General features: G+C 61.6%; 20 protein-coding genes, 1 tRNA gene and 1 pseudogene. 13 read left to right on the top strand and 9 right to left on the bottom strand.

Annotated elements, in window-relative coordinates:
* Positions 1–2: 2 nt before the first annotated feature.
* Positions 3–1,211, bottom strand: coding sequence for an MFS transporter (locus tag AC07RO_RS15165; RefSeq protein ID WP_495086481.1), 1,209 nt, complete (start codon positions 1,209–1,211; stop codon positions 3–5).
* Positions 1,212–1,414: 203 nt separating this feature from the next.
* On the opposite strand from AC07RO_RS15165, the gene AC07RO_RS15170 reads away from it, so the two are divergent.
* The 3 genes and pseudogenes from AC07RO_RS15170 to AC07RO_RS15180 all read left to right on the top strand — a co-directional run bounded on the left by AC07RO_RS15170 (position 1,415) and on the right by AC07RO_RS15180 (position 5,137).
* Complete coding sequence (locus tag AC07RO_RS15170; RefSeq protein WP_495086417.1) at positions 1,415–2,860, top strand: SulP family inorganic anion transporter; 1,446 nt, start codon at positions 1,415–1,417, stop codon at positions 2,858–2,860.
* Positions 2,861–3,340: 480 nt separating this feature from the next.
* Positions 3,341–4,279, top strand: a pseudogene (locus AC07RO_RS15175) (sensor histidine kinase); the annotation flags it as partial.
* A gap of 129 nt (positions 4,280–4,408) precedes the next feature.
* Positions 4,409–5,137: a methyl-accepting chemotaxis protein gene (locus AC07RO_RS15180; protein ID WP_407073269.1), complete on the top strand. Its 729-nt coding sequence runs from the start codon at positions 4,409–4,411 to the stop codon at positions 5,135–5,137.
* Between the two features lie 6 nt (positions 5,138–5,143).
* On the opposite strand, the gene AC07RO_RS15185 is transcribed toward AC07RO_RS15180, so the two are convergent.
* Together AC07RO_RS15185 and AC07RO_RS15190 are read right to left on the bottom strand one after the other, a co-directional pair.
* Positions 5,144–5,707, bottom strand: a complete 564-nt coding sequence (locus tag AC07RO_RS15185; protein ID WP_495086418.1) for a cysteine hydrolase family protein — start codon at positions 5,705–5,707, stop codon at positions 5,144–5,146.
* A gap of 112 nt (positions 5,708–5,819) precedes the next feature.
* Positions 5,820–6,743: a LysR family transcriptional regulator gene (locus AC07RO_RS15190; protein ID WP_495086482.1), complete on the bottom strand. Its 924-nt coding sequence runs from the start codon at positions 6,741–6,743 to the stop codon at positions 5,820–5,822.
* A gap of 119 nt (positions 6,744–6,862) precedes the next feature.
* Between AC07RO_RS15190 and AC07RO_RS15195 the strand changes: the two genes are divergently transcribed.
* The 10 genes from AC07RO_RS15195 to AC07RO_RS15240 all read left to right on the top strand — a co-directional run bounded on the left by AC07RO_RS15195 (position 6,863) and on the right by AC07RO_RS15240 (position 14,870).
* The gene (locus AC07RO_RS15195; protein WP_495086419.1) at positions 6,863–7,612 is read left to right on the top strand and encodes a 3-oxoacyl-ACP reductase family protein; all 750 of its coding nucleotides are present in this window, start codon (positions 6,863–6,865) and stop codon (positions 7,610–7,612) included.
* A 164-nt stretch (positions 7,613–7,776) separates the two neighbouring features.
* A tRNA-Ser gene (locus tag AC07RO_RS15200) sits at positions 7,777–7,866 on the top strand.
* A 470-nt stretch (positions 7,867–8,336) separates the two neighbouring features.
* Positions 8,337–8,831: a helix-turn-helix domain-containing protein gene (locus AC07RO_RS15205; protein WP_192175023.1), complete on the top strand. Its 495-nt coding sequence runs from the start codon at positions 8,337–8,339 to the stop codon at positions 8,829–8,831.
* A 67-nt stretch (positions 8,832–8,898) separates the two neighbouring features.
* Positions 8,899–9,333 carry a DUF4124 domain-containing protein gene (locus AC07RO_RS15210; protein WP_495086420.1) on the top strand — a complete coding sequence of 145 codons (435 nt, stop codon included), beginning with the start codon at positions 8,899–8,901 and terminating at the stop codon, positions 9,331–9,333.
* 162 nt (positions 9,334–9,495) lie between these two features.
* Positions 9,496–9,894 carry a YybH family protein gene (locus AC07RO_RS15215; RefSeq protein WP_495086421.1) on the top strand — a complete coding sequence of 133 codons (399 nt, stop codon included), beginning with the start codon at positions 9,496–9,498 and terminating at the stop codon, positions 9,892–9,894.
* 186 nt (positions 9,895–10,080) lie between these two features.
* Entirely contained in the window at positions 10,081–11,583 is a 1,503-nt protein-coding gene (locus AC07RO_RS15220) for a purine-cytosine permease family protein (RefSeq protein WP_495086422.1), read from the top strand.
* A 192-nt stretch (positions 11,584–11,775) separates the two neighbouring features.
* Positions 11,776–12,069 carry a DUF6388 family protein gene (locus AC07RO_RS15225; RefSeq protein WP_122537871.1) on the top strand — a complete coding sequence of 98 codons (294 nt, stop codon included), beginning with the start codon at positions 11,776–11,778 and terminating at the stop codon, positions 12,067–12,069.
* A gap of 139 nt (positions 12,070–12,208) precedes the next feature.
* Positions 12,209–12,898, top strand: a complete 690-nt coding sequence (locus AC07RO_RS15230; RefSeq protein WP_122537869.1) for a crotonase/enoyl-CoA hydratase family protein — start codon at positions 12,209–12,211, stop codon at positions 12,896–12,898.
* 152 nt (positions 12,899–13,050) lie between these two features.
* Entirely contained in the window at positions 13,051–13,806 is a 756-nt protein-coding gene (locus AC07RO_RS15235; RefSeq protein ID WP_495086423.1) for a lysophospholipid acyltransferase family protein, read from the top strand.
* A gap of 92 nt (positions 13,807–13,898) precedes the next feature.
* Positions 13,899–14,870 carry a magnesium and cobalt transport protein CorA gene (locus AC07RO_RS15240; protein WP_192175029.1) on the top strand — a complete coding sequence of 324 codons (972 nt, stop codon included), beginning with the start codon at positions 13,899–13,901 and terminating at the stop codon, positions 14,868–14,870.
* 259 nt (positions 14,871–15,129) lie between these two features.
* Here the strand turns inward: AC07RO_RS15240 and AC07RO_RS15245 are convergent, their stop codons facing one another.
* The 6 genes from AC07RO_RS15245 to AC07RO_RS15270 form a co-directional block, all read right to left on the bottom strand.
* Positions 15,130–15,852: an amidotransferase gene (locus tag AC07RO_RS15245; protein WP_495086424.1), complete on the bottom strand. Its 723-nt coding sequence runs from the start codon at positions 15,850–15,852 to the stop codon at positions 15,130–15,132.
* Positions 15,853–16,001: 149 nt separating this feature from the next.
* Complete coding sequence (locus AC07RO_RS15250; protein ID WP_495086425.1) at positions 16,002–18,143, bottom strand: 3-hydroxyacyl-CoA dehydrogenase NAD-binding domain-containing protein; 2,142 nt, start codon at positions 18,141–18,143, stop codon at positions 16,002–16,004.
* A gap of 67 nt (positions 18,144–18,210) precedes the next feature.
* Positions 18,211–19,416, bottom strand: a complete 1,206-nt coding sequence (locus tag AC07RO_RS15255) for an acetyl-CoA C-acetyltransferase (RefSeq protein ID WP_495086426.1) — start codon at positions 19,414–19,416, stop codon at positions 18,211–18,213.
* An 805-nt stretch (positions 19,417–20,221) separates the two neighbouring features.
* Positions 20,222–21,076, bottom strand: a complete 855-nt coding sequence (locus tag AC07RO_RS15260) for a transglutaminase family protein (RefSeq protein ID WP_495086427.1) — start codon at positions 21,074–21,076, stop codon at positions 20,222–20,224.
* Positions 21,073–22,032 carry an alpha-E domain-containing protein gene (locus tag AC07RO_RS15265; protein WP_065989404.1) on the bottom strand — a complete coding sequence of 320 codons (960 nt, stop codon included), beginning with the start codon at positions 22,030–22,032 and terminating at the stop codon, positions 21,073–21,075. Before AC07RO_RS15265 ends, AC07RO_RS15260 begins: the two co-directional genes overlap by 4 nt.
* Positions 22,033–22,044: 12 nt before the next feature.
* Positions 22,045–23,454, bottom strand: coding sequence for a circularly permuted type 2 ATP-grasp protein (locus AC07RO_RS15270; RefSeq protein WP_074891898.1), 1,410 nt, complete (start codon positions 23,452–23,454; stop codon positions 22,045–22,047).
* Positions 23,455–23,603: the final 149 nt, after the last annotated feature.

Here is a 23,603-nt window from a genome sequence, read left to right on the forward strand (position 1 = left end):
CTTCATTCGGCAGTGAAAGATTGATCGTGGCGTCTGGAATAAGAGGCGCCCAGCAGATAGAAACAGCCGCCGGCGATGATGAAGGCCGCCAGCATGTAAAACATGAAATGCGCCGACCGGGTCGCCAGGGCGAAGCCACACAACACCGGCCCCAGCGCGCCGCCGAGGTTGGAGAGGTTCTGCGCGCCGTAATACATGCCGCGCAAATGGGTCGGCGCGATGCGGTCGATGAACATGTACTCGGCCGGGAACACGATGATCTCGCCGAGGGTGAACACCGCCACCGCCAGCGACCAGTGCAGCACCGTGGTCGAAAGCGCAAACCCGACCACGCCCATCAGGAACAGGCTGAAACCTGCGGTCAGCCACTGGTTCAGGTACTGATGGCTGATGCGTTTGCCGACCAGGTACTGCAAGCAGATCACCACCGCCGCGTTCACCGCGACCACCGAGCTGATGACCTGATAGGTGAATTCCGGCGTGCTGGTGGTGACCAGGTATTGCGACAGGTACGCGGTGAACTGCCCGAACACCACCGCGCTGAGCACGCCGCCGACGGTGAAGCACACCAGCCGGTAGTCCTTGAGCAGGATGCGTCCGACGGCGATGAAGGAAACTGGCGCATTGGCCGGGTCCGCTGAACTCAGCTTGCGGTCCCCGTACATTGCGTAGACCAGCAAGAAGCCCAGGCCCAGCGCCGCCGACATCACAAATGGCAGCTTCATGTTCCAGTGGGCCAACCCGGCGCCAATGAACGGCCCGACCGCATAGCCGATGTTGATCAGCGTGTAGCGCACCGAGAAGACTTTGCTCTGATCGCCCACCGGCAACAGCTTGCCGAACGCGGCCTTGACCACAATATCGATGACCGAATACGCGAAATTGAACGACACCAGAAACAGGAAAAACAGCCACAGCTTGTTGGTCACGCACATGCCGATGAAGCCGGCGACGAAGAACCCGGTGAAGCACAGAATCAACCGGTAGCTGGACAGTTTGTCGGTGAGGTAGCCGCCGTAGAGGCTCAGCAACGAGCCGACAATCAGCGCCCCGCCGACGACCATGCCGATGTCGCTCATGCTCAATACGAAATTCGAAGACAGGTAAATCACCAGATACGGCAGGGTGATCGCCCTGCCCAGCGTCAGAAAAAGCGAGGACGAAAGCAGGAGATTGACTGAAGCCGGGTAGTGTCTGAGCGCAGCGAGCATCCGTGTTCTGTCCTTGATGACGTGCCGAGCCTTGATCACAGGAATCGGCGAGCTGTTTGAGTCAAACATCGTTACACAATCGGCCGCGACAGGACACCTGAAGAATGAGTGGACCTGGCAGGGTGCGGCATTTCCCCAACTGGCCGTCTGCGTTCACATTCCGTAACATCCCCTCCTTTTGCACGCCGCCCGCTAGGTACTCAATGAAACCCGCCCGTCTTCGCGCCGATGTCCTCGCCGGACTCACCACCTCTTTCGCCCTGGTGCCCGAGTGCATCGCCTTCGCGCTGGTCGCGCACCTCAATCCACTGATGGGCCTGTATGGGGCCTTTATCATCTGCACGCTGACCGCTCTGTTCGGCGGGCGTCCCGGCATGGTCTCGGGTGCGGCGGGTTCGATGGCCGTGGTCATCGTGGCGCTGGTGGTGCAGCACGGCGTGCAGTACCTGCTGGCGACGGTGTTGCTGGGCGGGTTGGTGATGATCGCGTTCGGGCTGCTGCGCCTGGGCAAGCTGGTGCGGATGGTGCCGTATCCGGTCATGCTCGGGTTCGTCAACGGCCTCGCGATTGTCATCGCCATGGCGCAGCTGGAGCATTTCAAAAGCGGCGAAACCTGGCTCAGCGGTACGCCGCTGTACCTGATGATTGGCCTGGTGGCGATGACCATGGCGGTGGTGTATCTGCTGCCGCGCCTGACCCGATCGGTGCCGCCGGCGCTGGTCGCCATCCTCGGCGTCGGTGTGCTGGTGTACCTGTTCGACCTGCCGACGCGCACCCTCGGCGACATGGCGCACATCGCCGGCGGTCTGCCGGGCCTGTCGCTGCCGGACGTGCCGTGGAATCTGGACACCCTGCGCATCATCGCGCCCTACGCGATCCTGATGGCGCTGGTCGGCCTGCTGGAAACCCTGCTGACCCTGAACCTCACCGATGAAATCACCGAAAGCCGTGGCTACCCCGACCGCGAATGCGTCGCCCTCGGCGTGGCGAACCTGGCGTCCGGCCTGTGCGGCGGCATGGGCGGCTGCGCAATGATCGGCCAGACGGTCATCAACCTCAGCTCCGGCGGCCGCGGTCGCCTGTCGGGCATCGTCGCCGGCGTGATGATCCTGATGTTCGTGCTGTTCCTGTCGCCCCTCATCGAGCGCATTCCGCTGGCGGCGCTGGTCGGCGTGATGTTCGTGGTGGCCCAGCAGACTTTCGCCTGGGCCTCCCTGCGGGTGCTGCGCAAAGTGCCGCTGAACGATGTCTTCGCAATCATCGCCGTGACCATCGTGACTGTCCTCACCGACTTGGCCACGGCCGTGCTGTTCGGCATCCTCATCGCGGCGCTGAACTTCGCCTGGCAACAGGCCCGCGAGCTGTACGCCGACAGCCACATCGAGCCCGACGGCAGCAAGATGTATCACCTCCACGGCACGCTGTTCTTCGCCTCCACCACGCCATTCCTCGATCAGTTCGATCACCTCAACGATCCGCAGCAGGTCACGCTGGATTGCCGACATCTGATCTTCGTGGACTATTCGGCGATCGCCGCGCTGAAAACCCTGCGCGAGCGGTATCAAAAGGCGGGCAAGCACCTGCGCGTGGTGCATCTGTCGGAGCGTTGCAAAAAACTGCTCAAGCGCGCGGGCGTGCAGCACGCTTGAGGCGAGTCACCCGCCGAAGAATGCGCGGCGCAGGGCCTGACGGCTCGGCACTGCGCGTCAGGTAACTGGCGCAGGCCTCACCCAATGACGAGGGACCGCCACTTTTCTGCGCACCGGCCAGGAATTTGTTCCAAAAAGACTCACTTTTTGTACACAACCCGCCGCGCAGTCTTTTCATAATCATCCGCAACGCCCTCACATTCAGGCCCTAAGTGGCGCAAGGCCAGCCGCCCGCGGCAAGTTGACCACTTGATCAGCTCCGTGGCCCGGTAATTGCTCCGGGCAAGCCATCAGCACTGTTCCGTTCTGGTTGTGCGCTTTGGTTTTGCGGAGTTTTCTATGCCTGTCTGGCGAAAGAGTATTCAGTGGCAGCTGACATTGAGCATGGGGGCCGCTTTGGTGATCAGCAGCCTGATCGTGATCGCCATCTATGCATTCGCGCTGAACAAACTGACCGACCGCTACCTGTTGCAGCAGGCGATGCCAGCCAGCGTCGACGCGATCCGCAACGATCTCGAACGGTTACTGGCGGCTCCCCTGACGGCGGCCAGCGACATCGGTGACAACACACTGGTTTCCGAATGGCTCGCCAACGGCGAGGACGCGGCCCAACAGCCTGCATTCATTCGTTATCTGGCGAAGGTGCAGCAACAGCACAACGCGCTGACGACCTTCATCGTCGCCAAGGACAGCGGCCACTACATCACCAACAAAGGCGCCGATCGCACCCTCCAGCGCGGCCCGGCGGAGAACGGCTGGTTCTACGGATTTCTCGACAGCAACAAGCAGCGCTCGCTGGACATCGATATCGATGCCACGACCAAGGTGCCGACGCTGTTCATTAACCAGCGCATCGAGCACAACGGCACCGTGGTCGGCGTGGCCGGACTGGGTTTCAGCATGAGCGCGCTGTCGCAGATGGTCCGTGACTTCCACTTCGGCGAGCACGGCCAGGTGTATCTGGTCAGCCAGGACGGACAGGTCAAGGTCCACCCGAACGCCGAGCTGAACGATCGCCAATCCCTCACCCAATTGGTGGGCGACGCTGCAGCGCGCAACCTGCTGGCAGGCAACGGAAATGGTCAGGCGCTGGAATTCGAACGCAATGGCGAGGCCTACGTGGCGGTCGCCAAACCCGTCGCCTCGCTGGGGTGGACGCTGGTGAGCGAGGTGCCACTGGCCGAAGTCTATGGCCCGGCCAAGGATGCGTTGCGGACCATTTCGGCGATCAGTCTGGCGGTGGTGTTGTGCTTCCTCGGCTTCGTCGCCTGGATTGCCCGCGGCATTGTCCGTCCGATCCAGCAGGTGACGACGGCGCTGGTGGACATCGGCGGCGGCCAGGGCGACCTGACCCGACGTCTGGATGAGAGCCGTGCAAACGAGCTGGGCGATCTGGCCCGTGGCTTCAATCGATTCATCGAAAGCCTGCGTTTGCTGATCGGCGATGCGCTCAGGACCAGCGAGCAATTGCGCCACAGCGTGGTGGACGTCACCCGCGTGGTCGACAGCACGTCCACCCGTGCGATGCAGCAACAGCAGATGACTGACATGGTCGCCACCGCTGTTCATGAAATGGGCCTGACCGTGCAGGAAATCGCGCGAAATGCGGGCGCCGCTGCCGACGTCTCGCGTAGTACCCATCAGGAAGCGATGTCCGCGAAAAAGGTGGTGGGTGAATCCCTCGGGCATATTCAGAGCATGTCCGACGGCGTCGGCACGGCGGCTGGCGCGGTGGAAACCCTGGCGACGCAGATTTCCACCATCGATCAGGTGCTCAGTGTCATTCGCAGCATCTCCGAGCAGACCAACCTGCTGGCGCTGAACGCGGCCATTGAAGCGGCCCGTGCCGGCGAGATGGGCCGGGGCTTCGCCGTGGTCGCCGATGAAGTTCGCACCCTCGCCGGCCGTACCCAGAGCGCTACATCGGAGATCCAGCAAATGATGGGCGAGCTCAAAAGCGGTGCCGACCAAGCCGTCACCTCGATGCGCGCCGGACAAGCGGCAACCGGCACCGGCGTCGAAGCCAGCCGTCGCACCGGTAATTCGCTGGATGCCATTGCCGGCCATGTCGAAGAACTCACCGATCGCAACCAGCAGGTCGCTGCCGCCACCGAGGAACAAAGCACCGTGACGGAAGAGATCAACCGCAACGTGCAAGGCATTGCCGACCTGGCCCAGTCAACGGTCAGCGATGTCAAAGCCTGCCGGGAAGATTGCCTGAAGCTGTCGGAACAGGCCGAACACCTTGGGGCGCAGATGGCGCGCTTTCGTCTCTGAACACGGTCACGGTGCGCAGGCGCGCAAAATAGCCTCGGTCGCCACCACCTGCGCGTATTCCCCGTGCAGGTTGGCCAGCGACATGGCGTGGATGTCCTCGGCAGTGCGTGGCAGTCCGAAAAAGTCCGCGCCGTCGAAGGTGAAACAGGCGTCGTGGGGCACGATGACCTCGAAGCCGAGATTGCCGCCAGTGCGCGCAGTCGACTCCACGGAATTGTTGGTCACCACGCCAACAATCACCACCTGATTGATCCCGTCCGCACGCAACCAACCTTCCAGCGCCGAATGGCAGAACGCATCGGGCACCTGTTTGTGCAGCTCGCCTTCGTCGACCCACGGCATAAACGCCGGTTGAAACTCGACACCTGATTGCTGCGGCCAGAACACCGACTCCGGTGAGCGGGAGAAATGCCGCACATGAATCACCGTTCGCCCGCTGTCGCGCCAGGCGCTCAGCAGTTCCAGCATCCGCTGCTCGGCGTCAGGGTTGTTGCGCCGCCCCAGCTTGGGATGGTTGATGCCCTGCTGCATGTCGATGAGGACCAGCGCGGCTTTCGGTTGGATGTCCACTGCTCTTCCTTTCATGACTGGAGGGGCGTACCCCGCTTTGCTGATCGTTTGACGCTGAATTCACTGTGACCGCACTCCTACGGGGCTGCGTCAGCAGCTATTGTTTGCCTAATTAAACGGCACTGAAATGCCGAGCCCATTGCTGTTCGGCGAACTGCTCGATGATGAAGTCGACGAATGCACGGGTCTTGCCCGGCAGTAGCTTGTGCCCACTGTAATAGATGGAAATGTTGCCGTCCTCGACATACCACTCCGGGAGCACCCGTTGCAGCGCACCGCTGCGCAGGTACGGCAGGGCAAACGGCATGCTCACCAGCGCGACGCCCAGACCCTGACTCGCCGCGCGGCAGGCAGCCTCGGAATCACTCAGGGTCATGCGCACCTTTATGCGCAGCGGGCTCTGCTCATGGCTGCGATGGCTCAACGGCCAGGAGCGGATCCGCCCGGTTTGCGGCGAACGGATCAGAATGCCGTCGCAGTCGTGCAAATCGTCCGGGTGAGTGATGCCTTCGTGGGCGTCCACCCATTCCGGCGACGCCACCAGCACGCGGTGAGCGGGCGCCAGGTTGCGCGCGACAACGCCCTGGGGCAGATCGAATCCACCGCCGATGGCGGCGTCAAAGCCTTGGCCGATCAGGTCCACCTGCCGGTTATCGAAATGCCAGTCGGGGGTGATGGCCGGATAACGCTGCAGAAAATCGGCCAGCAGCGGCACTAAATACAGGCATCCGAATACAGTGCCGACGCTGACTTTCAACGTGCCGGCGGGACTGCCCTCGGCGCTGGCCAGGTTGGCGACAGCGCTCTGGATGGTGTTGAGGCTGGCGCTGACTTCGCCGAGAAACCGATGGCCCGCTTCTGTGAGCGTCAACTTGCGCGTGCTGCGCTGGAACAGTCTCACGCCCAGCTTCGCCTCAAGTTTGGCCACGCTCTTGCCCACGGCAGCGGGGGTCAGGCTCAGGCGGCGCGCCGCCTCGGCAAAGCTGCCGACCTCGGCACTGCGCACGAAGCATTCGATGCTGTTGAAGTTCTCCATCGCACTCACTCACAACTTCCGGTTTACACAGACTATCTCGATTACCGGCTACCGCGCGGGTAATCGTCGGCAGATACTCGTGCCCATCCACCCACTCCTCACATTCATCGGAGATCGACATGACGCATCCCACCAATTTGATCGGCAAAACAGCACTGGTCCAAGGCGGCTCACGCGGCATCGGCGCAGCGATCGTCAAACGGCTGGTCGAACAAGGCGCAGCAGTGGCCTTCACTTTCGTCAGCTCGGAAGCCAAAGCGCAAGAGTTGCAGGACAGCATCACCTCAGCCGGCGGCAAAGCACTGGCCATCAAGGCCGACAGCGCCAACGCCGAAGACATCCGCAGCGCCGTCGCCAAGACCGTTGGAACGTTCGGCGGCCTCGACATCCTCGTCAACAACGCCGGTGTGCTGGCCATTGCGCCGCTCGAAGAGTTCACCCTCGAAGATTTCGACCGAACCCTGGCCATCAACGTACGCAGCGTGTTCATCGCCAGTCAGGAGGCGGCGCGGCACATGAAAGAAGGCGGTCGCATCATCAACATCGGCAGCACCAACGCCGACCGCATGCCCTTCGCCGGTGGCGGCGTCTACGCCATGAGCAAATCGGCGCTGGTCGGCCTGACCAAAGGCCTGGCCCGCGACCTCGGCCCGCGCGGCATCACCATCAACAACGTCCAGCCCGGCCCGGTCGACACCGACATGAACCCGGCGGACAGCGACTTCGCCGAAACACTGATGGGCCTGATGGCCGTCCCTCGCTACGGCAAGTCCGAAGAAATCGCCGCCATGGTCGCCTACCTCGCCGGCCCCGAAGCGGGCTACGTCACCGGCGCCAGCCTGACCATCGACGGCGGCTTCGGCGCCTGATCCTGGCGCTCTCGCCTTCAACGCAAAGCCCCGGACCTTTATGAGCACAAGGGGCTTCGCGCTTTTTGCTTAACCGCATGAAAATTCTGAAAAAAAGTTTTGCCTTCGCCAAAGCTTTCGACTACATTAGCGCGCCTCGACAGACTGAACGTCTGAAGAGATACGGTGAAGTGTCCGAGTGGCTTAAGGAGCACGCCTGGAAAGTGTGTATACAAGAAATTGTATCGAGAGTTCGAATCTCTCCTTCACCGCCACATTAAAAAGATCCCCGCAGCGCTTATGGCGTGCGGGGATTTTTGTTTGTGTCTCTCGACACATTTCGTCTATGTGGGAGTGAGCTTGCTCACGAAGGCGGCATGTCGACCGCCACATCTTCTCCGGCCAAAACTTCTCTTCGCGAGCAAGCTCGCCCCCCCAGTTCCTGCATCGACTGGTAGACCAGTGATGTGTCTGCTCTTGCCCCGCGCCACCCCACCCAGCAAACGACCACGTGACCCCACCCACCGGAATAACTAGAATCGTCCCGCGTTGATTTTTCCACGCAAAGCGTCGGAAAAATCGCCATTTGGGTGTCTGAGCAGCTAAGGTCTACCCGTCGTACTGTGTGAATGAATTCAATTCCTGTACACGACTAGCGCTACACACAAAAAAACAGTCCGTATTCCGGCCCCCATTGCGCACCCGCGAGAGACACACGCAGGGTGCGAATTCGCAGGAGAAGGTGATGAATGGCATCGGTAAACGTTTGCGCCAAGAAAGAAAACGTCTGAAATTGACACAAAGCGCACTGGGCGCCATTGGTGGCGTGGAAGCCAACGCTCAGGGGCATTACGAAAGCGGGCAGCGACTGCCCAGGGCGGATTATCTGTTCAAGATCGCCGCCGCCGGCGTGGACATTACCCGTGTCGTCACGGGAGTAGAGGCCTCGGCCCGCGTTGAATTGCCCTCGTTTTCGACGATGCAGACCCATGAGGAGTCGGAGAGTGAAGCCGATCTCGACAGCTCGGAAAGCATGGTGAAAATCATCAGCCAATTGCGCCAGAGCCTGTGGATCACGGCGAATGCGTTGTGCGAAGTGACCCGACTGGTTGACTCCGAAGCGCCCCGCTCGAGCGCCGATCATGTCGAAGATCACCTGAAGGTGTTGCAGGGCGACGCTGACATGTTCGCGGCCCTGGCGTTGGCGAAAGTCCAGAAAGCTGCCCACGAAACCCACTGATCCCGATCAGGGTCACTGACAACTGCACCTTCCGGATGGTAGCCTTGCGCCATCCAGGGAGGTTTCGATGATCAGATTTTCAACACTGTCCGCAGCGGTCATCACGTTGCTCTTGTGCGACGTGACGCACGCCGACGTATTCAAGTGCGTCGCCGCCAACGGCGCGATCAGTTTCGCCCAAAGCCCTTGCCCGACCTACGTGGGCGAATCCACAGCTCTGCGCCCGCCTCCGTCTCGACTTTCCAGCGAATGGGAGGAGACCGACTTCCCCTATCGCCTGAACAAGAACGCTACCGAGATTTTGCAGGTCAGCCGGCGCAGAAAGCTGATCATCACCAACGAGCGGGAAATCGCCGATCGCCTGCAAAGCATTCGCCCGCCTCCCCCTGGCCTGCCCTCGACGTGCGTCGCCCCTCGCTATGAAAGCGCCTGCTTCGATCCTTCCGGCGGCCGTGTTCGTCAGCCCGTCAAACGCGGACTGATGAAATCCTCGGGAAACTGACTGCGCACCGCTGCTCACCACTTGCAGCTTGTCGCTTAAGGCTTGCCGCTCACCATTACTTCTCAATTTTCTGAACTAAGTTTTTACCGGCGCCGATGTGACGCCCCGTGAGAGCTGCTTACAGTCGGGCCCCATCGCCAGAATCACAAAAACGAGCCGGCCATGACCTCCACCGACACCCGCCACGACGCCGTTCAACACGCCGCACAAGCGCTGATCGACGCGTTCGCCCGCAACGACACCGAGACCTACTTCGCCGCATTCGCCGAAGACGCCACCTTCCTCTTTCACACCCTCCCCGCCCCCCTGCTGTCCCGCGCCGCTTACCGCGATGTGTGGGCGGGCTGGCAGGCAGACGGCTTTGCGGTGCTTGGTTGCCAATCGCGCAACGTGCACATCAGCGTCCAGGGTGATGTGGCGATATTCATGCACGACGTCGACACCCACGTCCGCTTCGGCGATGAAGAAAGCCATTTCAGCGAGCGCGAAACCATTGTCTTTCGGCACTATGGCGCGCGCTGGCTGGCCTGCCACGAACACCTGTCGGTGAAAACGGGCTAGCCCGGACGTGCCATCAAATGGCGAGCGGCCCTCAGAGGCTGCCGCCCGCACAACCCACTGCTTGACCTGATTCATGGTCCCAATGCCGACCACTGCCAATGCCACGATCGGGTTCACCGGTCGAGATAACGGGCCAGCGCTTGTGCGCCGGCCTTATAACAACACGACAGCGCGCAGGAACATCCCATGGCTCACCCCACCACCACGATCGAAACCTTCGGGGTCGAACAGATCCCTGACCATCAGCGCGACGCTGCGCCCCTCGACCTGTTTCGTCTGACCTTCGGCGGCGCCAACACCTTCGCCACCGCCGTGCTCGGCAGCTTTCCGGTGCTGTTCGGCCTGTCGTTCCAGGCCGGCGTCTGGTCAATCCTGCTGGGCGTCGTGCTCGGGTCGATCATCCTGGCGCCAATGGGTTTGTTCGGCGCCCTCAACGGCACCAACAATGCGGTTTCTTCCGGCGCGCATTTTGGCGTTCACGGGCGCATTGTCGGCTCGTTTCTGTCACTGCTTACGGCGGTGGCGTTCTTCTCGCTGTCGGTCTGGACCTCGGGCGATGCGTTGATCGGCGGCGCCAAACGCATGGTCGGCCTGCCGGAAAACGACATCACCCTGGCGCTGGCCTACGGCATTTTCGCCGTGCTGGTGCTGGTGGTGTGCATCTACGGTTTCCGCTTCATGCTGTGGGTCAACAAGATCGCGGTGTTCGCTTCAAGCCTGTTGTTCCTGCTCGGCCTCTTTGCGTTTAGTGGCAGCTTCGATGCGGGCTTCGCCGGCACGGTCAATCGTGGCAGCGAGGGCTTCTGGGCGGCATTCATCGGAGCGGCGCTTCTGGCGATGAGCAATCCGGTGTCGTTCGGCGCATTTCTCGGTGACTGGTCGCGCTACATCCCACGCCAGACATCGAAAAAACGCATCATGGCGTCGGTGTTTCTAGCCCAGATCTGCACGCTGATTCCGTTTCTGTTCGGCCTGTGCACCGCGACCATCGTGGCCACCCAGGCGCCGCAGTACATCACCGACAACAACTACGTCGGCGGCCTGCTGGCAGTCTCGCCCAGCTGGTTCTTTCTGCCGGTGTGCCTGATCGCGATCATCGGCGGGATGTCGACAGGCACGACGTCGCTCTATGGCACCGGGCTGGACATGTCGAGCATGTTTCCGCGCCTGCTCAATCGTGCTCAGGCAACGATTCTGATCGGCATCGCGGCCATCGCCTTCATCTTCATCGGCCGTTTCGCGTTCAATCTGGTGCAAAGCGTCTCGACCTTCGCGGTGCTGATCGTCACCTGCACCTCGCCGTGGATCGTCATCATGGTGCTCGGCCTGATCGTTCGCCGTGGCTTCTATCACCCGGCGGACCTGCAAGTGTTTACGCGGGGTCAGAGCGGTGGCCATTACTGGTTCGAACACGGCTGGAACTGGCGCGGCCTGGGCGCGTGGCTTCCGAGCGCGGCGGTGGGCCTGTGCTTCGTCAACTTGCCGGGGCAGTTTGTCGGTCCACTGGGCAATCTGGCGGGCGGCATCGACATCAGCCTGCCGATCACCCTTGGCCTGGCCGCGCTGCTGTACATCACCTTGCTGCGCACCTTTCCGGAACCGGTCGGCGTGTATGGCCCCCACGGCCCTCACCCGCTGCTGGGCGATAACGCACACCGCAATGTGAAGAAGCCGATGGCGATCGGTTGATATTCCGACGCCGTTGACCGAGGGCTCGCTGCAAAGCGGGCCCTTTTTGTTCGGCGGCCTGCGCACGGGGCTACCCCGACCGACGGGGCGTGTGCCGCTGGCGCCAGTGATTTACATCACGCACAATCGCCCCTCACCTCAGCATCCACCCACAGCAACACGTCAGCTCGACCCACAGGAGATCACCCCCGCATGAACGCAAACGACTGGACCGAAGCTGCCTTGGCGAAGTACATCGTGACCAATCCGATGTTGCAGGCTGAGATCCAGGATTTGAGCCCGAAAGAGCAGCAACAGCAGACCCTCTGGGCCTTCGAAGACGAAGCCGAAAATCTGGGCATCCCGACCTGGGAGCTGGCGCTGACTTTCATTGCCGAAACCCCCGAGCAGTTGAAGGAGTTGCGCCTTGCTGCACACAAGGAAGCGGCCGAGGCACTGGACATGGACTGGGAAGAGTACTGCGAACTGAACGAAGTCGAGGTTTAACCGCGCCCTCTCCGCTTGATCTCAGGGTCGCCAGGCCTGGCGACCCGCCCCCTGACTTGCCAGTCATCCTTTGCGCTTTACCTTGCCCTGCCGGGTGGGTAACGTCTGCGCCACTTCAAAACAAAAAAGGACTCGCTCCATGAGTGATTTGGTCGCCTATCAACTGGATGACGGCGTTGCGACGCTGACCCTGGCCAACGGCAAGGTCAACGCTATCAGCAACGAGGTGGTCGCCGCGTTCAATGCCGCACTCGACCGCGCCGAGCAGGACCGCGCCGTGGTGATCATCACCGGCCAGCCGGGGATTCTCTCGGGCGGGTACGACCTGAAAATCATGACCTCGTCGCCGGAAGCCGCCATGGCCCTGGTCGCCGAAGGCTCCACGCTGGCGCGGCGCATGCTGTCGTTCCCGTTCCCCGTGGTGGTCGCGTGCGGCGGTCATGCTGTCGCGAAAGGCGCCTTCCTGCTGCTGTCGGCGGATTACCGCATCGGCGTTGAAGGTCCGTTCAGCATTGGTCTGAACGAGGTGCAAATCGGCATGACCATGCACCACGCCGGCATCGAACTGGCCCGTGACCGCCTGCGCAAAAGTGCCTTCGGTCGCTCGGTGATCTGCGGCGAAATGTTCGACCCCAAGGGCGCGCTGCAAGCCGGCTTCTTCGACAAAGTGGTCGCCCCGGAAGAACTCACCGAAGCCGCGCGCACCGTCGCGCTGCAGATGAAGAAGATCAACATGCGCGCCCACAAGCAAACCAAGTTGAAAGTACGCAAGGAATTCCTCGAGACCCTCGACCGGGCGATCGAGCTGGATCGTCAGATCCCGCTCTGAGGCATCACCGACAACGCGCTGCATTCCCCTGCAGCGCATTCCCCCGAAACATCCCGTTAAATTCCTGACCCTCCGCCCGGCCCGTGGCCGATTGCCGATTCCAGTGCACATCCGTACACTGCGCGGCTTTTCGCCTACCGGGTGGTTTTTGCATGCTGTTCGTATTGCGTATGTTGTTGATGGGCCTGCACTTTCTTGTCGCTGGTGCGCTGGGGCTTTTGCTTGGCTTGTGCCGCCCGTTCAACCCTGACAACAGCCGCCTGTGTGCTCGCCTCTACGCCCTCCCCGCCATGGGGATTCTCGGGCTGCGCCTGAATGCGCAGCTCAGCCCGCAGTTCGAGCACGCCAGGCCTTGCGTGATCATCTGTAATCACCAGTCCAATTACGATCTGTTTGTCCTCGGCAACATCGTGCCGCCGCGCACGGTCTGCATCGGCAAGAAGAGCCTCAAGTGGGTGCCGTTCTTTGGCCAGCTGTTCTGGCTGGCGGGCAACGTGTTAATCGATCGCGGCAACCCGCAGCGGGCACGCCGCGCTATTCTCCAGACCACCGAAACCCTGCAGCACAAAGACACTTCAATCTGGGTGTTCCCCGAAGGCACACGCAACGAAGGCGCGGAATTACTGCCGTTCAAACGCGGGGCTTTTCAGATGGCGATCGAGGCCGGCGTGCCCATCGTGCCCGTGTGCGTAAGCACGTACGTGCGCAGCATGGATTTGAATCGATGGAACAGTGGCGAGGTGATCATCCGCACGCTGCCCGCGATCCCGACAGCGGGCCTGACCAGCGAAGACATTCCGCAGCTCATCGGGCTCTGTCACGGCCAGATGCAGACCTGCATCGCCAGCATGGACGCGCAGGTCCGCGGGTCCGCTGCTGACATCCGAACAGACGCTGAACAGCACTGAAAAAACCTGCGAACTCGTTTAAATCCGCCGACTCTGATCTGGGAGCGCGCTAAGCTGCGCGTCAGTTTTTCCTAAAAGAAGAAGCAGACATTATGGGTCGAGTGGTTGCCGCTGCCGTTTACAGCGCCGGAAAGAAAGTCACCAACATCTCCCTCGACGAAGGCGCAGCCTGGGCGGCGAAACCCGGGCATTTCGTCTGGATCGGTCTTGAGCAGCCAGACCTTGAACAACTGACCACGCTGCAGCGGCAGTTCAATCTGCACGAACTGGCCATCGAAGACGCGCTGGAAGTCCACAGCCGGCCGAAACTGGAGACCTTCGGCGACGCGCTGTTCATCGTGACCTACGCGCCGATCCGCGAGAACGGCAAGCTGATCTTCATCGAAACCCACATCTTCGCGGGCAAGGGCTACGTCATCACCTCGCGCAACGGCGATTCGAAGTCCTACGGGGTGGTACGTCAGCGCTGCGAGGCTCGGCCATTGCTGCTGGAGCACGGGGAAGACTTCGTCCTGTATGCGCTGCTGGATTTCGTCACCGAGAACTATCAGCCGGTCACCGAATCGATTCACTGCGAGCTGGAAGAGCTTGAGCACAACGTGCTGCGCAAGGACCTCAACGAAGCCGACATCCACCGCATCCACGCCCTGCGTCGTGACCTGCTGCGCCTGCGCCGCTACGTGGCGCCCATGGTGGAGATCGGTGAAGAGCTGCAGAAGCTGAGCTTTCCCTTCATCGACAAGAACATGCGGCCGTACTTCCGCGACGTGGAGATCCACGTCAAACGGCAGATGGAAGACCTCTCCAACCTGCGCGACATCGCCAGCCAGACCATCGAAATCAGCCTGCTGCTGGAGTCTTCGCGGCAGAGCCTGACCCAGCGCAAATTTGCCGCCTGGGCCGCGATTCTGGCTTTCCCCACCGCCATCGCCGGGATCTACGGGATGAATTTCCAGAATATGCCGGAGCTGACCTGGCATTACGGGTATTACATGGTGTTGGGCGTGATCGTCGGCGGGTGCGGGATTTTGTTCGCGAGCTTCAAGCGGTCGGGTTGGCTTTGAGGCATTCGCATAGGCCTACGACTGTAGGACCGGCTTCAGCCGGGAAGAGGCCTGTCCGAACACCGTCAATTTTGCAGCGTGGCAACTGACGCCTTCCCGGCTGAAGCCGGTCCCACAGGTGGAATACTTGCTGTCAGTAGGACCGGCTTTAGCCGGGAAGAGGCCGGTGTGAGCGCCATCCATTTTGCAGCGTGGCGACTGACGCCTTCCCGGCTGAAGCCGGTCCTACAATGATCACATAACCCGGCAAAACAGCGCTTTAGCTCACCGGCCGCTTGTTCGCCACAAACCGCATCATCCATTCCGCCACCGCCGTGCCGTGATGGTCTTCTTCCAGGCTGGCGATGCCCTTCCCGTAGACCTGCTCACCCAGCGCGTCCTGACGGATGTCGAGCAAGGTGCGCGAGTAGTCGTGGATGAACTCCGGATGACCCTGGAAGCACAGCACCTGATCGTTGATGTGATACGCGGCGAATGGGCAGAACTCGCTGGTGGCAATGACCGTCGCGCCTTCGGGCAACGCCGTGACCTGATCCTGGTGGCTGATCAGCAGCGTGAGTTTGTCCAGCGCCGGCGTCATCCATGGCTGGGTCGGTGAGAGGTTGTAGTGATGAATGCCGACGCCCCAGCCTTGGGATGCGCGCTCGGTCTTGCCGCCCAGCAGCAGCGCCAGCAACTGATGGCCGAAACATACGCCCAGCAGCTTGTCGCCGCGCTTGTAACGGTCGAGCAGATACGTCTTGAGGGTTTCGATCCACGGATCGGTGCCGAAGGAATCGGCCTTGGAGCCGGTGATCAGATAGGCGTCGAATTGCTCGTCATCCGGCGGGTAATCGCCGTGCATGACGTTGTAGACGACGAACTCCGCAGGCACCGGCTGTTGAGCAAAGAGTTTTTCGAACATCCGTCCGTAACCCTGGTATTGATCGACCAGCTCCGGGCGAAGTACGTCGGTTTCCAGAATGCAGATGCGTAACGACATAAAAATTCCTGAAGCGACAAAGCGAAAATGCGTGGGCTCAAGCCTGCCTTGAAGGCCGGGGCAAGGCAAGGCCCAGTTGTGCCCACGCGCTGTCGTCAACTGAACCCTCGCTGTCCCAACCCTTGATATGGCACAGCGAGGAGTCTTCGCTAGAACAACGTCCCCTCTTCGGCTTTCTCCAATAGCAACGCAGGCGGCTGAAAACGTTCGCCATAGCGCTCGGCCAAGGCCCGGGCGCGGGTGATAAACGGCTTCAGCCCGTATTGATTGACGAACTGCAATGCCCCGCCACTCCATTCCGGAAAGCCGATGCCAAGCATCGAACCCACGTTGGCGTCCGCCGTCGATCGCAGCACACCCTCCTCCATGCAACGCACGGTTTCAAGGGCCTGAATGAACAGCAGCCGGTCGCGAATATCCTGGCCGCTGATCTGTGCGTCGGGCTTCTCGAACCGGGTTTTCAACTCCGGCCACAAGTGCTTGGGCCCGCCGTCGGGGTAGTCGTAAAAACCGCCGCCGGAGGTTTTCCCTGCGCGATCGAATTCATGCAACAGCTGCTCGATCAGCGCGTCGGCCGGATGCCCGGCAAGCTCGACGCCCTGTTCTGCCAGGTCCTTGCGCGTTTGCTGGCGAATCTGGCTCATCAGCCGCAACGACACTTCATCGGACACTGCCAGCGGCCCCACGGGCATCCCGGCCTTGCGCGCCTCGGTCTCTATCATCGGCGCACTGACGCCCTCGCCGAGCATGGCAATGCCTTCGTCGGCGTAGGTGGCGAACACCCGCGAGGTGAAGAAGCCGCGCGTGTCATTGACCAGAATCGCGGTCTTGCCGATCTGGCGAACGAAGTCGAAGGCCCGCGCCAGGGTCATGTCGTTGGTGCGTGCGCCCTTGATGATTTCCACCAGGCGCATCTTCTCCACCGGGCTGAAGAAATGCAGACCAATGAAACGCTCCTGCCGGCTGATGGCGCTGGCAAGGCCTGTGATTGGCAGCGTCGAGGTATTGGACGCAATCACCGCATTGGGCACGACCACTTGCTCGGCGGCGGCGCTGACCTGAGCTTTCAACTCGCGGTTCTCGAACACCGCCTCGATGATCAGGTCGCAGCCTTCAAGGTCGCTGTCGCGGCCTGTCGGCTTGATACGGCCCAGCACGGCATCGCGCTGAGCCTCGGTGATGCGGCCTCTGGCAAGCTGCTTGTTCAGCAGTCGCGCCGAGTAATCCTTGCCCTTCTGCGCCGCGGCCAGATTGATGTCTTTGAGGACCACGCTGACGCCCGCCACCGCCGTGACATAGGCAATGCCGCTGCCCATCAGCCCGGCCCCGAGGATGCCGACCTTGCGCATGTTGAACACCGGCGGCGCCTTGGGCCGCGCCTCTGCGGCCTTGACCCGGTTGAGCTGAAACCAGCTGCCGATCATGTTCTTGGCGACAGGTCCCGTGGCGAGCTCGGTGAAGTAACGCGCCTCGATTTTTTCTGCTGTATGGAAATCCACCTGGGCGCCTTCCACGGCTGCGGCCAGGATCTTCTCCGGCGCCGGATAGCAGCCCCAGGTTTTGCTGCGCAACATCGACGGCGCGATGGCCAGCATCTGCGCCACTTTCGGGTGCGCAGGCGTGCCGCCAGGCAATTCAAACCCCGGTTGATCCCACGCTTTGATCGGCGCCGGGTTGGCCAGAATCCATTCACGCGCCTTGGCCATCAGGTCATCGGCATCGCTGGCCAGTTGATCGATCACACCTGTTTTCAAGGCGTGCTCGACGCCCATGGTCCGGCCTTCCATCAGCAGCGGCAGCGCTTTCTCCAGCCCCAACATGCGCACCAGCCGCACGGTGCCGCCCCCGCCCGGAAGCAAACCGAGGGTGACCTCCGGCAGGCCCAGTTTCACGTAGCCACCGTTGATTGCGATGCGATGGTGACAGGCCAGGCACAGCTCCAGCCCGCCGCCCAATGCAGAACCCTCGATGGCGGCCACCACCGGTTTGCCGAATGTTTCCAGCGCGCGAAGCTGGGCCTTGAGGTCCATGGTCATCTGGTAGAAGGCGGCGGCGCGGGTGGCGTCGACCTGACTCAGCTCATTGAGGTCGCCGCCGGCAAAGAAGGTCTTCTTCGCCGAGCGGATGATCACACCGGCGATGGCCTCTTTGTCCGCCTGCAGGCGCTCGAGCGTCTCGGCCATGGCCTGGCGATACGCCGCGTTCATGGTATTGGCTTGCTGGCCGGGCATGTCGAGGGTCAGCGTAACGATCTGATCCGTGCCGGTTTCGTAGCGGATGGCATCGCTCATGCGGTCGTTCTTCCTGAAACGGTTATCGGGTAAAGGCGGTCGGCGTAGCGGTTATCGTGCTCCACGTTCATACCCGCTCGATGATCGTCGCGATGCCCATCCCGCCGCCGACGCACAGGGTCGCCAGGCCGTAACGCAACTGCCGGGCTTCCAGCTCGTCGAGCAGCGTGCCGAGAATGATGCAGCCCGTGGCGCCCAGCGGGTGGCCGAGGGCAATCGAGCCGCCGTTGACGTTGACCTTGTCGGGGTCGACACCCATGTCCTTGATGAACTTGAGCACCACCGAGGCGAAGGCTTCGTTGACCTCGAACAGGTCGATGTCATCAATGGTCAGCCCCGCCCGCGCCAGGGCTTTGCGCGTGGCGGGCGCAGGTCCTGTGAGCATGATGGTCGGATCGGTGCTGGTCACCGCCGTGACCACGATGCGCGCCCGCGGTCGCAGGCCCAGCGCCTGACCTTTTTGCGCGGTGCCGAGCAGCATCAACGCGGCGCCATCAACGATGCCGGAGCTGTTGCCCGGCGTGTGCACATGCTCGATGCGTTCGACATGGCTGTAGACGCGCAGCGCCGTGGCGTCATAGCCCATTTTGCCGATGGCCTCGAAACTCGGGCGCAGGTTGCCCAGCGCCTCCAGTGTGGTGTCGGGGCGGATGAACTCGTCATGGTCGAGCAAAAGCAGGCCGTTCCGGTCCCTGACCGGCACCAGCGAACGGCGAAACGCACCCCGCTCCCGGGCCAGCGCCGCCTTGTGCTGGGATTGCAGGGCGAACAGGTCCACGTCATCGCGGCTGAAGCCTTCGAGGGTGGCGATCAGATCGGCGCCGATCCCCTGAGGCGTGAAGTGGGTGTGCAGGTTGGTGTGCGGATCAAGTACCCAGGCGCCGCCGTCACTGCCCATCGGCACGCGCGACATCGACTCGACCCCGCCGACCACCACCAGATCCTCGAACCCGGAACGGAGCTTCATCGCTCCCAGATTCACCGCTTCAAGCCCCGATGCGCAGAACCGGTTGATCTGAACCCCGGCCACGCTGACGGCCCAATCGGCGACCAGCGCTGCGGTTTTGGCGATGTCGGCCCCCTGATCGCCGATGGGCGTAACGCAGCCCAGCACAATGTCATCGACGTGGTGGGTGTCGAGGTGATTGCGCACTTGCAGTTCTCTCAGCAGCCCTGCCACCAGATCCACCGGTTTGACGCTGTACAACGCGCCATCCGGCTTGCCCCTGCCCCGCGGCGTGCGCAAGGCATCGTAAATAAACGCTTCGGTCATGCTGTCCTCGCTAAACCGATGATCTGTCTTCTTATATGTCCGGCCGATAGTCGAACTGTCATGGGAGCACTATCTATCACAAGCGATATCACAGAGCGCGCTCTTTCACCGGATCGATTGACAGGGTAGCTGGTTGTGAGAAGTTTCGGACTCGGACGAACGGTAGCGGGCTATTGAAAGCAGGCAGTTTTGGTCGCAGGTGTCTAGCAGGCGAATATCTGAGCGATGGCTATTCGCCAATCCTAACGAAGTTATAAGAATTGGACTGGATAATCCTCAATGATCTAAACCGCACAGCACGCGGGCTCTAAGGTTAAGTCAGTAGCAGTGGCGCCATAACAAAATCGATTCACCCAGCGCCCGCCGTCCACGATCTGCTGATCGGGGCACCTGCTCTTTTGCCTCACCTTTGCCAACCCCCGTCTTGGTCTCGACCAAAGCCCATGGGTTTCTGTCGCTCAGGAATAACAAGAAAAGGCATTTACCATGTTCAAGTTCAAGTTCAAGCGCTCGAAAATACGTCAGGCCGGACTCATCGTTTTCGCCACTACGCTGCTGCTGATCTTGCCGAACATGACACGGTTGTTTGGCTGAGCAGCCCGCGCTCGGCACGTGCAGCATCCTGCGACGGCGTCGCCTGATTCCCTGTCTCATACAAGGTGAGCGGCGGTCGTATGGGTATCAGGTCGTTGTGTTGCGGAGTGTCGGCTTTTTCTGTGGCGGGGGGAGTGGCTGCCTGGCGCACTGAATAGCGCGCAAGTGGTGGGAAGGCGGCCGAGCTGAACGCCCGACCGCTAGGGGCTGATCAACCCTGGCGTTGCACCTGAATCATCGGCGCGGGGACGGGCTTTTTCTTCGCAGCGGCCGGAACAGCAATCGGCGCTGACGGCGACACGACTACCTTGGCGTGCATCTGCTCGCAACCACCGCCACGGCGCATGCCGCGTACCGGGCAGGCATCCAGATAATCCAGACCGACCGCCAGCTTCAGATGCCGTTCCGGGATCGCCAACTGATTGGTCACATCAAAGCTGTACCACGCGTCGTCAATCCACGCCTCCGCCCACGCATGGCTGGACAGGTGTTCGCTGCTGTCACTGTAGAGATAACCCGACACATAGCGCGCCGGCACCCCGAGACTGCGGGCGCAGGCCAGAAACGCGTGGGTGTGATCCTGACAGACGCCAACACGGCTGGCGAACGCTTGGGCGGCGCTGGTATCGACGGCTGTGGAGCCCGGCGTGTAGGTGATGTGCTCGTTGAGCGCGTGCATCATGTCGATCAGCGCGGTGCGGTCGGTGCGCTTGTGGGTCTGCGCGATGGCAAAGGCGCGAATCGCTTCGTCAGCCTCGGTCAGGCGGGTGAAGCGCAGAAACGGCAGCGACGACTGAGTCTCGTGTTCCGCCTCGCGCTTCTCGTCGATCTCGACCTGGCCGCGCGCACCGATGATGATGGCTTCGTGGGGTTCGTCCAGGGTCAGCACGTGGAGAATATTGCCGAACGGATCGATCTGCGCACGCACCGGGCGCGGCAATGCCAACTGCCAGCTCAACACCTGCTGGCGCTCGCTGTCGTGGGGGGTCAGACGCAAATACTGGATGCTGGCGCGGACCTGATCGTCGTAGTGATAGGTGGTCTCGTGGCTAATTGAGAGTCTCATGCAGCCTCCAGGTAAGAAGTGTGAATGACGCTTCCCAGTTGGGCCAGAAGTGGAATGAATTCGTTCAACCACTCATGCAGGCCTTCATCGAGGATCTCGTCGATGCCGGTGTAGCGCAGGCGAGCGTCCAGCTCGGCGGCCAGACGCTGGGCGGGACGGCCATTGGCCCCCGGCAGACTGGCGAGAATGATGTCCAGCTCCTCAAGGCACGCGCGCAATGAGCGCGGAATGTCCGCACGCAACAGCAGCAATTCGGCGACCTGACGGGCACCCGGTGCATCGCGATAAACCTCTGTGTACGCCTCGAAGGACGACAATGCGCGCAACAGCGCACTCCATTGATAGTAGCCAGCGGCGGAACTGTCTGCCGCCGCGTTGGCGGACGGGCCGCGCAATTCGAGCATTTCATAGCGCGCATCGAGCATGCGCAGGGTGTTGTCGGCGCGCTCGATGAACGTCCCCAGACGAATAAAACGGAACGCGTCGTTGCGCATGATGGTGCCGTAAGTCGCGCCGCGGAACAGGTGCGAACGCTCCTTGACCCACTCACAGAAACGGCTCATGCCGTAGCGGCTCAAACCCTGCTCGGCGATGCCGCGAATTTCAAGATACGTGGCGTTGATGTTTTCCCACATGTCCGCAGTAATGCGCCCACGCACCGCATGGGCACTGGCCCGCGCCGCGCCCAGGCAACTGAAGATGCTCGCAGGGTTCTCGGCGTCCAGCGCGAAAAAGTGCAGCAAGCGCTCGGCATGCAGGTCGCCGTGGCGCTCCAGGTAATCGTCCAGGGTTCCGGTGATCAGCAGGGGCATGGCGATTTCATTGAGGCCATCCCCGCGTCCGTCCTGGGGCATCAGCGACAGCGAATAACTGACGTCGAGCATCCGCGCGAGGTTCTCGGCGCGCTCCAGGTACCGCGACATCCAATATAAATCCGAGGCAGTTCTACTTAGCATTGGCAGGCATCCTTAATCCTCGACCACCCAGGTGTCCTTGGTTCCGCCACCCTGCGACGAGTTCACCACCAGCGAGCCTTCGCGCAGGGCAACACGCGTGAGACCACCGGGCACTACACGGGTTTCGCGGCCAGCCAGGACGAACGGGCGAAGGTCGATGTGGCGCGGGGCGATGCCGTTCTCGACGAAGGTCGGACAGGTCGACAGGCACAAGGTCGGTTGCGCGATATACGCGTGGGGCTTGGCTTTGAGCCGCGCCCGGAACGACTCGATTTCGGCGGCGGTGGCTGCAGGGCCCACGAGCATGCCGTAACCGCCGGAGCCCTGGGTTTCCTTGACCACCAGATCGCCCAGATTGGCGAGCACGTGGGACAGCTCTTCGGGCTTGCGGCACTGCCAGGTCGGCACGTTCTTGAGAATCGGCTCTTCGTCGAGGTAAAAACGGATCATGTCGGTCACAAAGGGATAGACCGACTTGTCGTCCGCCACGCCGGTGCCGATGGCATTGGCCAGCACCACATTGCCCGACCGGTACGCCGCCAGCAGGCCCGGCACGCCGAGCATTGAATCCGGATTAAACGCCAGCGGATCAAGAAACGCGTCGTCGAGCCGGCGGTAAATCACGTCGACCGCTTTCGGGCCGTCGGTGGTGCGCATGAACACGCGGTCATCGCGCACGAACAGGTCGGCGCCTTCCACCAGCTCGACACCCATTTCCCGGGCCAGAAACGCGTGCTCGAAAAACGCGCTGTTGAAGCGCCCGGGGGTCAGCACGACGACGCTGGGGTTATCCAGCGGGCTAGAGCTCTTCAGGGTGTCCAGCAACAGGTTCGGGTAGTGATCGATCGGCGCGATGCGTTGCGCGGCAAACAGTTCGGGGAACAGCCGCATCATCATCTTGCGGTCTTCGAGCATATAGCTCACGCCGCTTGGCGTGCGCAGGTTGTCTTCGAGCACGTAATACGTACCGTCGCCATCACGCACCAGATCGACGCCGGAGATGTGCGAATACAGGTCGCGATGCAGATTCAGGCCCTGCATCGCCAACTGGTATTGCTCGTTGGCAAGGACCTGTTCGGCAGGAATGATCCCGGCCTTGATGATGCGCTGATCGTGATAGAGGTCAGCGAGAAACATGTTCAGCGCCTTGACGCGCTGAATGCAGCCGCGCTCCACCACCCGCCATTCGCTGGCCGGAATGCTCCGTGGAATGGTGTCGAAGGGGATCAGCCGCTCGGTGCCCTGCTCGTCCCCGTACAGCGTGAATGTGATCCCGGCGCGATGAAACAATAAATCGGCCTCACGCCGACGCTGAGCGAGCAACTCAGGCGGCGCTTCACCCAACCAGCGGGCGAATTCCCGATAATGCGGACGAACTATGCCGCCCGCATCGTACATCTCGTCATAAAAGGTGCGGATCATGCCGTACTCCTTGTCACCATGGACACCAGAGCCTTCGCAAGGCCCGTGCCATCGGCATAAACGCTTTAATATCAATGGGTTGAATTAAACAGCCGGAGCGTCCGCACCATTCCTGTGCACGATGCGCCCTAACCCGTTCCCCGACGCCT

Source organism: Pseudomonas sp. GW821-FHT07F05 (genome assembly GCF_059418765.1).

Coding starts and splice junctions, on each gene's coding strand:
- AC07RO_RS15165 (WP_495086481.1), bottom strand. CDS start 1,211: ATGCTCGCTGCGCTCAGACACTACCCGGCTTCAGTCAATCTCCTGCTT.
- AC07RO_RS15170 (WP_495086417.1), top strand. CDS start 1,415: ATGAAACCCGCCCGTCTTCGCGCCGATGTCCTCGCCGGACTCACCACC.
- AC07RO_RS15180 (WP_407073269.1), top strand. CDS start 4,409: ATGGTCGCCACCGCTGTTCATGAAATGGGCCTGACCGTGCAGGAAATC.
- AC07RO_RS15190 (WP_495086482.1), bottom strand. CDS start 6,743: ATGGAGAACTTCAACAGCATCGAATGCTTCGTGCGCAGTGCCGAGGTC.
- AC07RO_RS15195 (WP_495086419.1), top strand. CDS start 6,863: ATGACGCATCCCACCAATTTGATCGGCAAAACAGCACTGGTCCAAGGC.
- AC07RO_RS15205 (WP_192175023.1), top strand. CDS start 8,337: ATGAATGGCATCGGTAAACGTTTGCGCCAAGAAAGAAAACGTCTGAAA.
- AC07RO_RS15210 (WP_495086420.1), top strand. CDS start 8,899: ATGATCAGATTTTCAACACTGTCCGCAGCGGTCATCACGTTGCTCTTG.
- AC07RO_RS15215 (WP_495086421.1), top strand. CDS start 9,496: ATGACCTCCACCGACACCCGCCACGACGCCGTTCAACACGCCGCACAA.
- AC07RO_RS15220 (WP_495086422.1), top strand. CDS start 10,081: ATGGCTCACCCCACCACCACGATCGAAACCTTCGGGGTCGAACAGATC.
- AC07RO_RS15225 (WP_122537871.1), top strand. CDS start 11,776: ATGAACGCAAACGACTGGACCGAAGCTGCCTTGGCGAAGTACATCGTG.
- AC07RO_RS15230 (WP_122537869.1), top strand. CDS start 12,209: ATGAGTGATTTGGTCGCCTATCAACTGGATGACGGCGTTGCGACGCTG.
- AC07RO_RS15235 (WP_495086423.1), top strand. CDS start 13,051: ATGCTGTTCGTATTGCGTATGTTGTTGATGGGCCTGCACTTTCTTGTC.
- AC07RO_RS15240 (WP_192175029.1), top strand. CDS start 13,899: ATGGGTCGAGTGGTTGCCGCTGCCGTTTACAGCGCCGGAAAGAAAGTC.
- AC07RO_RS15245 (WP_495086424.1), bottom strand. CDS start 15,852: ATGTCGTTACGCATCTGCATTCTGGAAACCGACGTACTTCGCCCGGAG.
- AC07RO_RS15250 (WP_495086425.1), bottom strand. CDS start 18,143: ATGAGCGATGCCATCCGCTACGAAACCGGCACGGATCAGATCGTTACG.
- AC07RO_RS15255 (WP_495086426.1), bottom strand. CDS start 19,416: ATGACCGAAGCGTTTATTTACGATGCCTTGCGCACGCCGCGGGGCAGG.
- AC07RO_RS15260 (WP_495086427.1), bottom strand. CDS start 21,076: ATGAGACTCTCAATTAGCCACGAGACCACCTATCACTACGACGATCAG.
- AC07RO_RS15265 (WP_065989404.1), bottom strand. CDS start 22,032: ATGCTAAGTAGAACTGCCTCGGATTTATATTGGATGTCGCGGTACCTG.
- AC07RO_RS15270 (WP_074891898.1), bottom strand. CDS start 23,454: ATGATCCGCACCTTTTATGACGAGATGTACGATGCGGGCGGCATAGTT.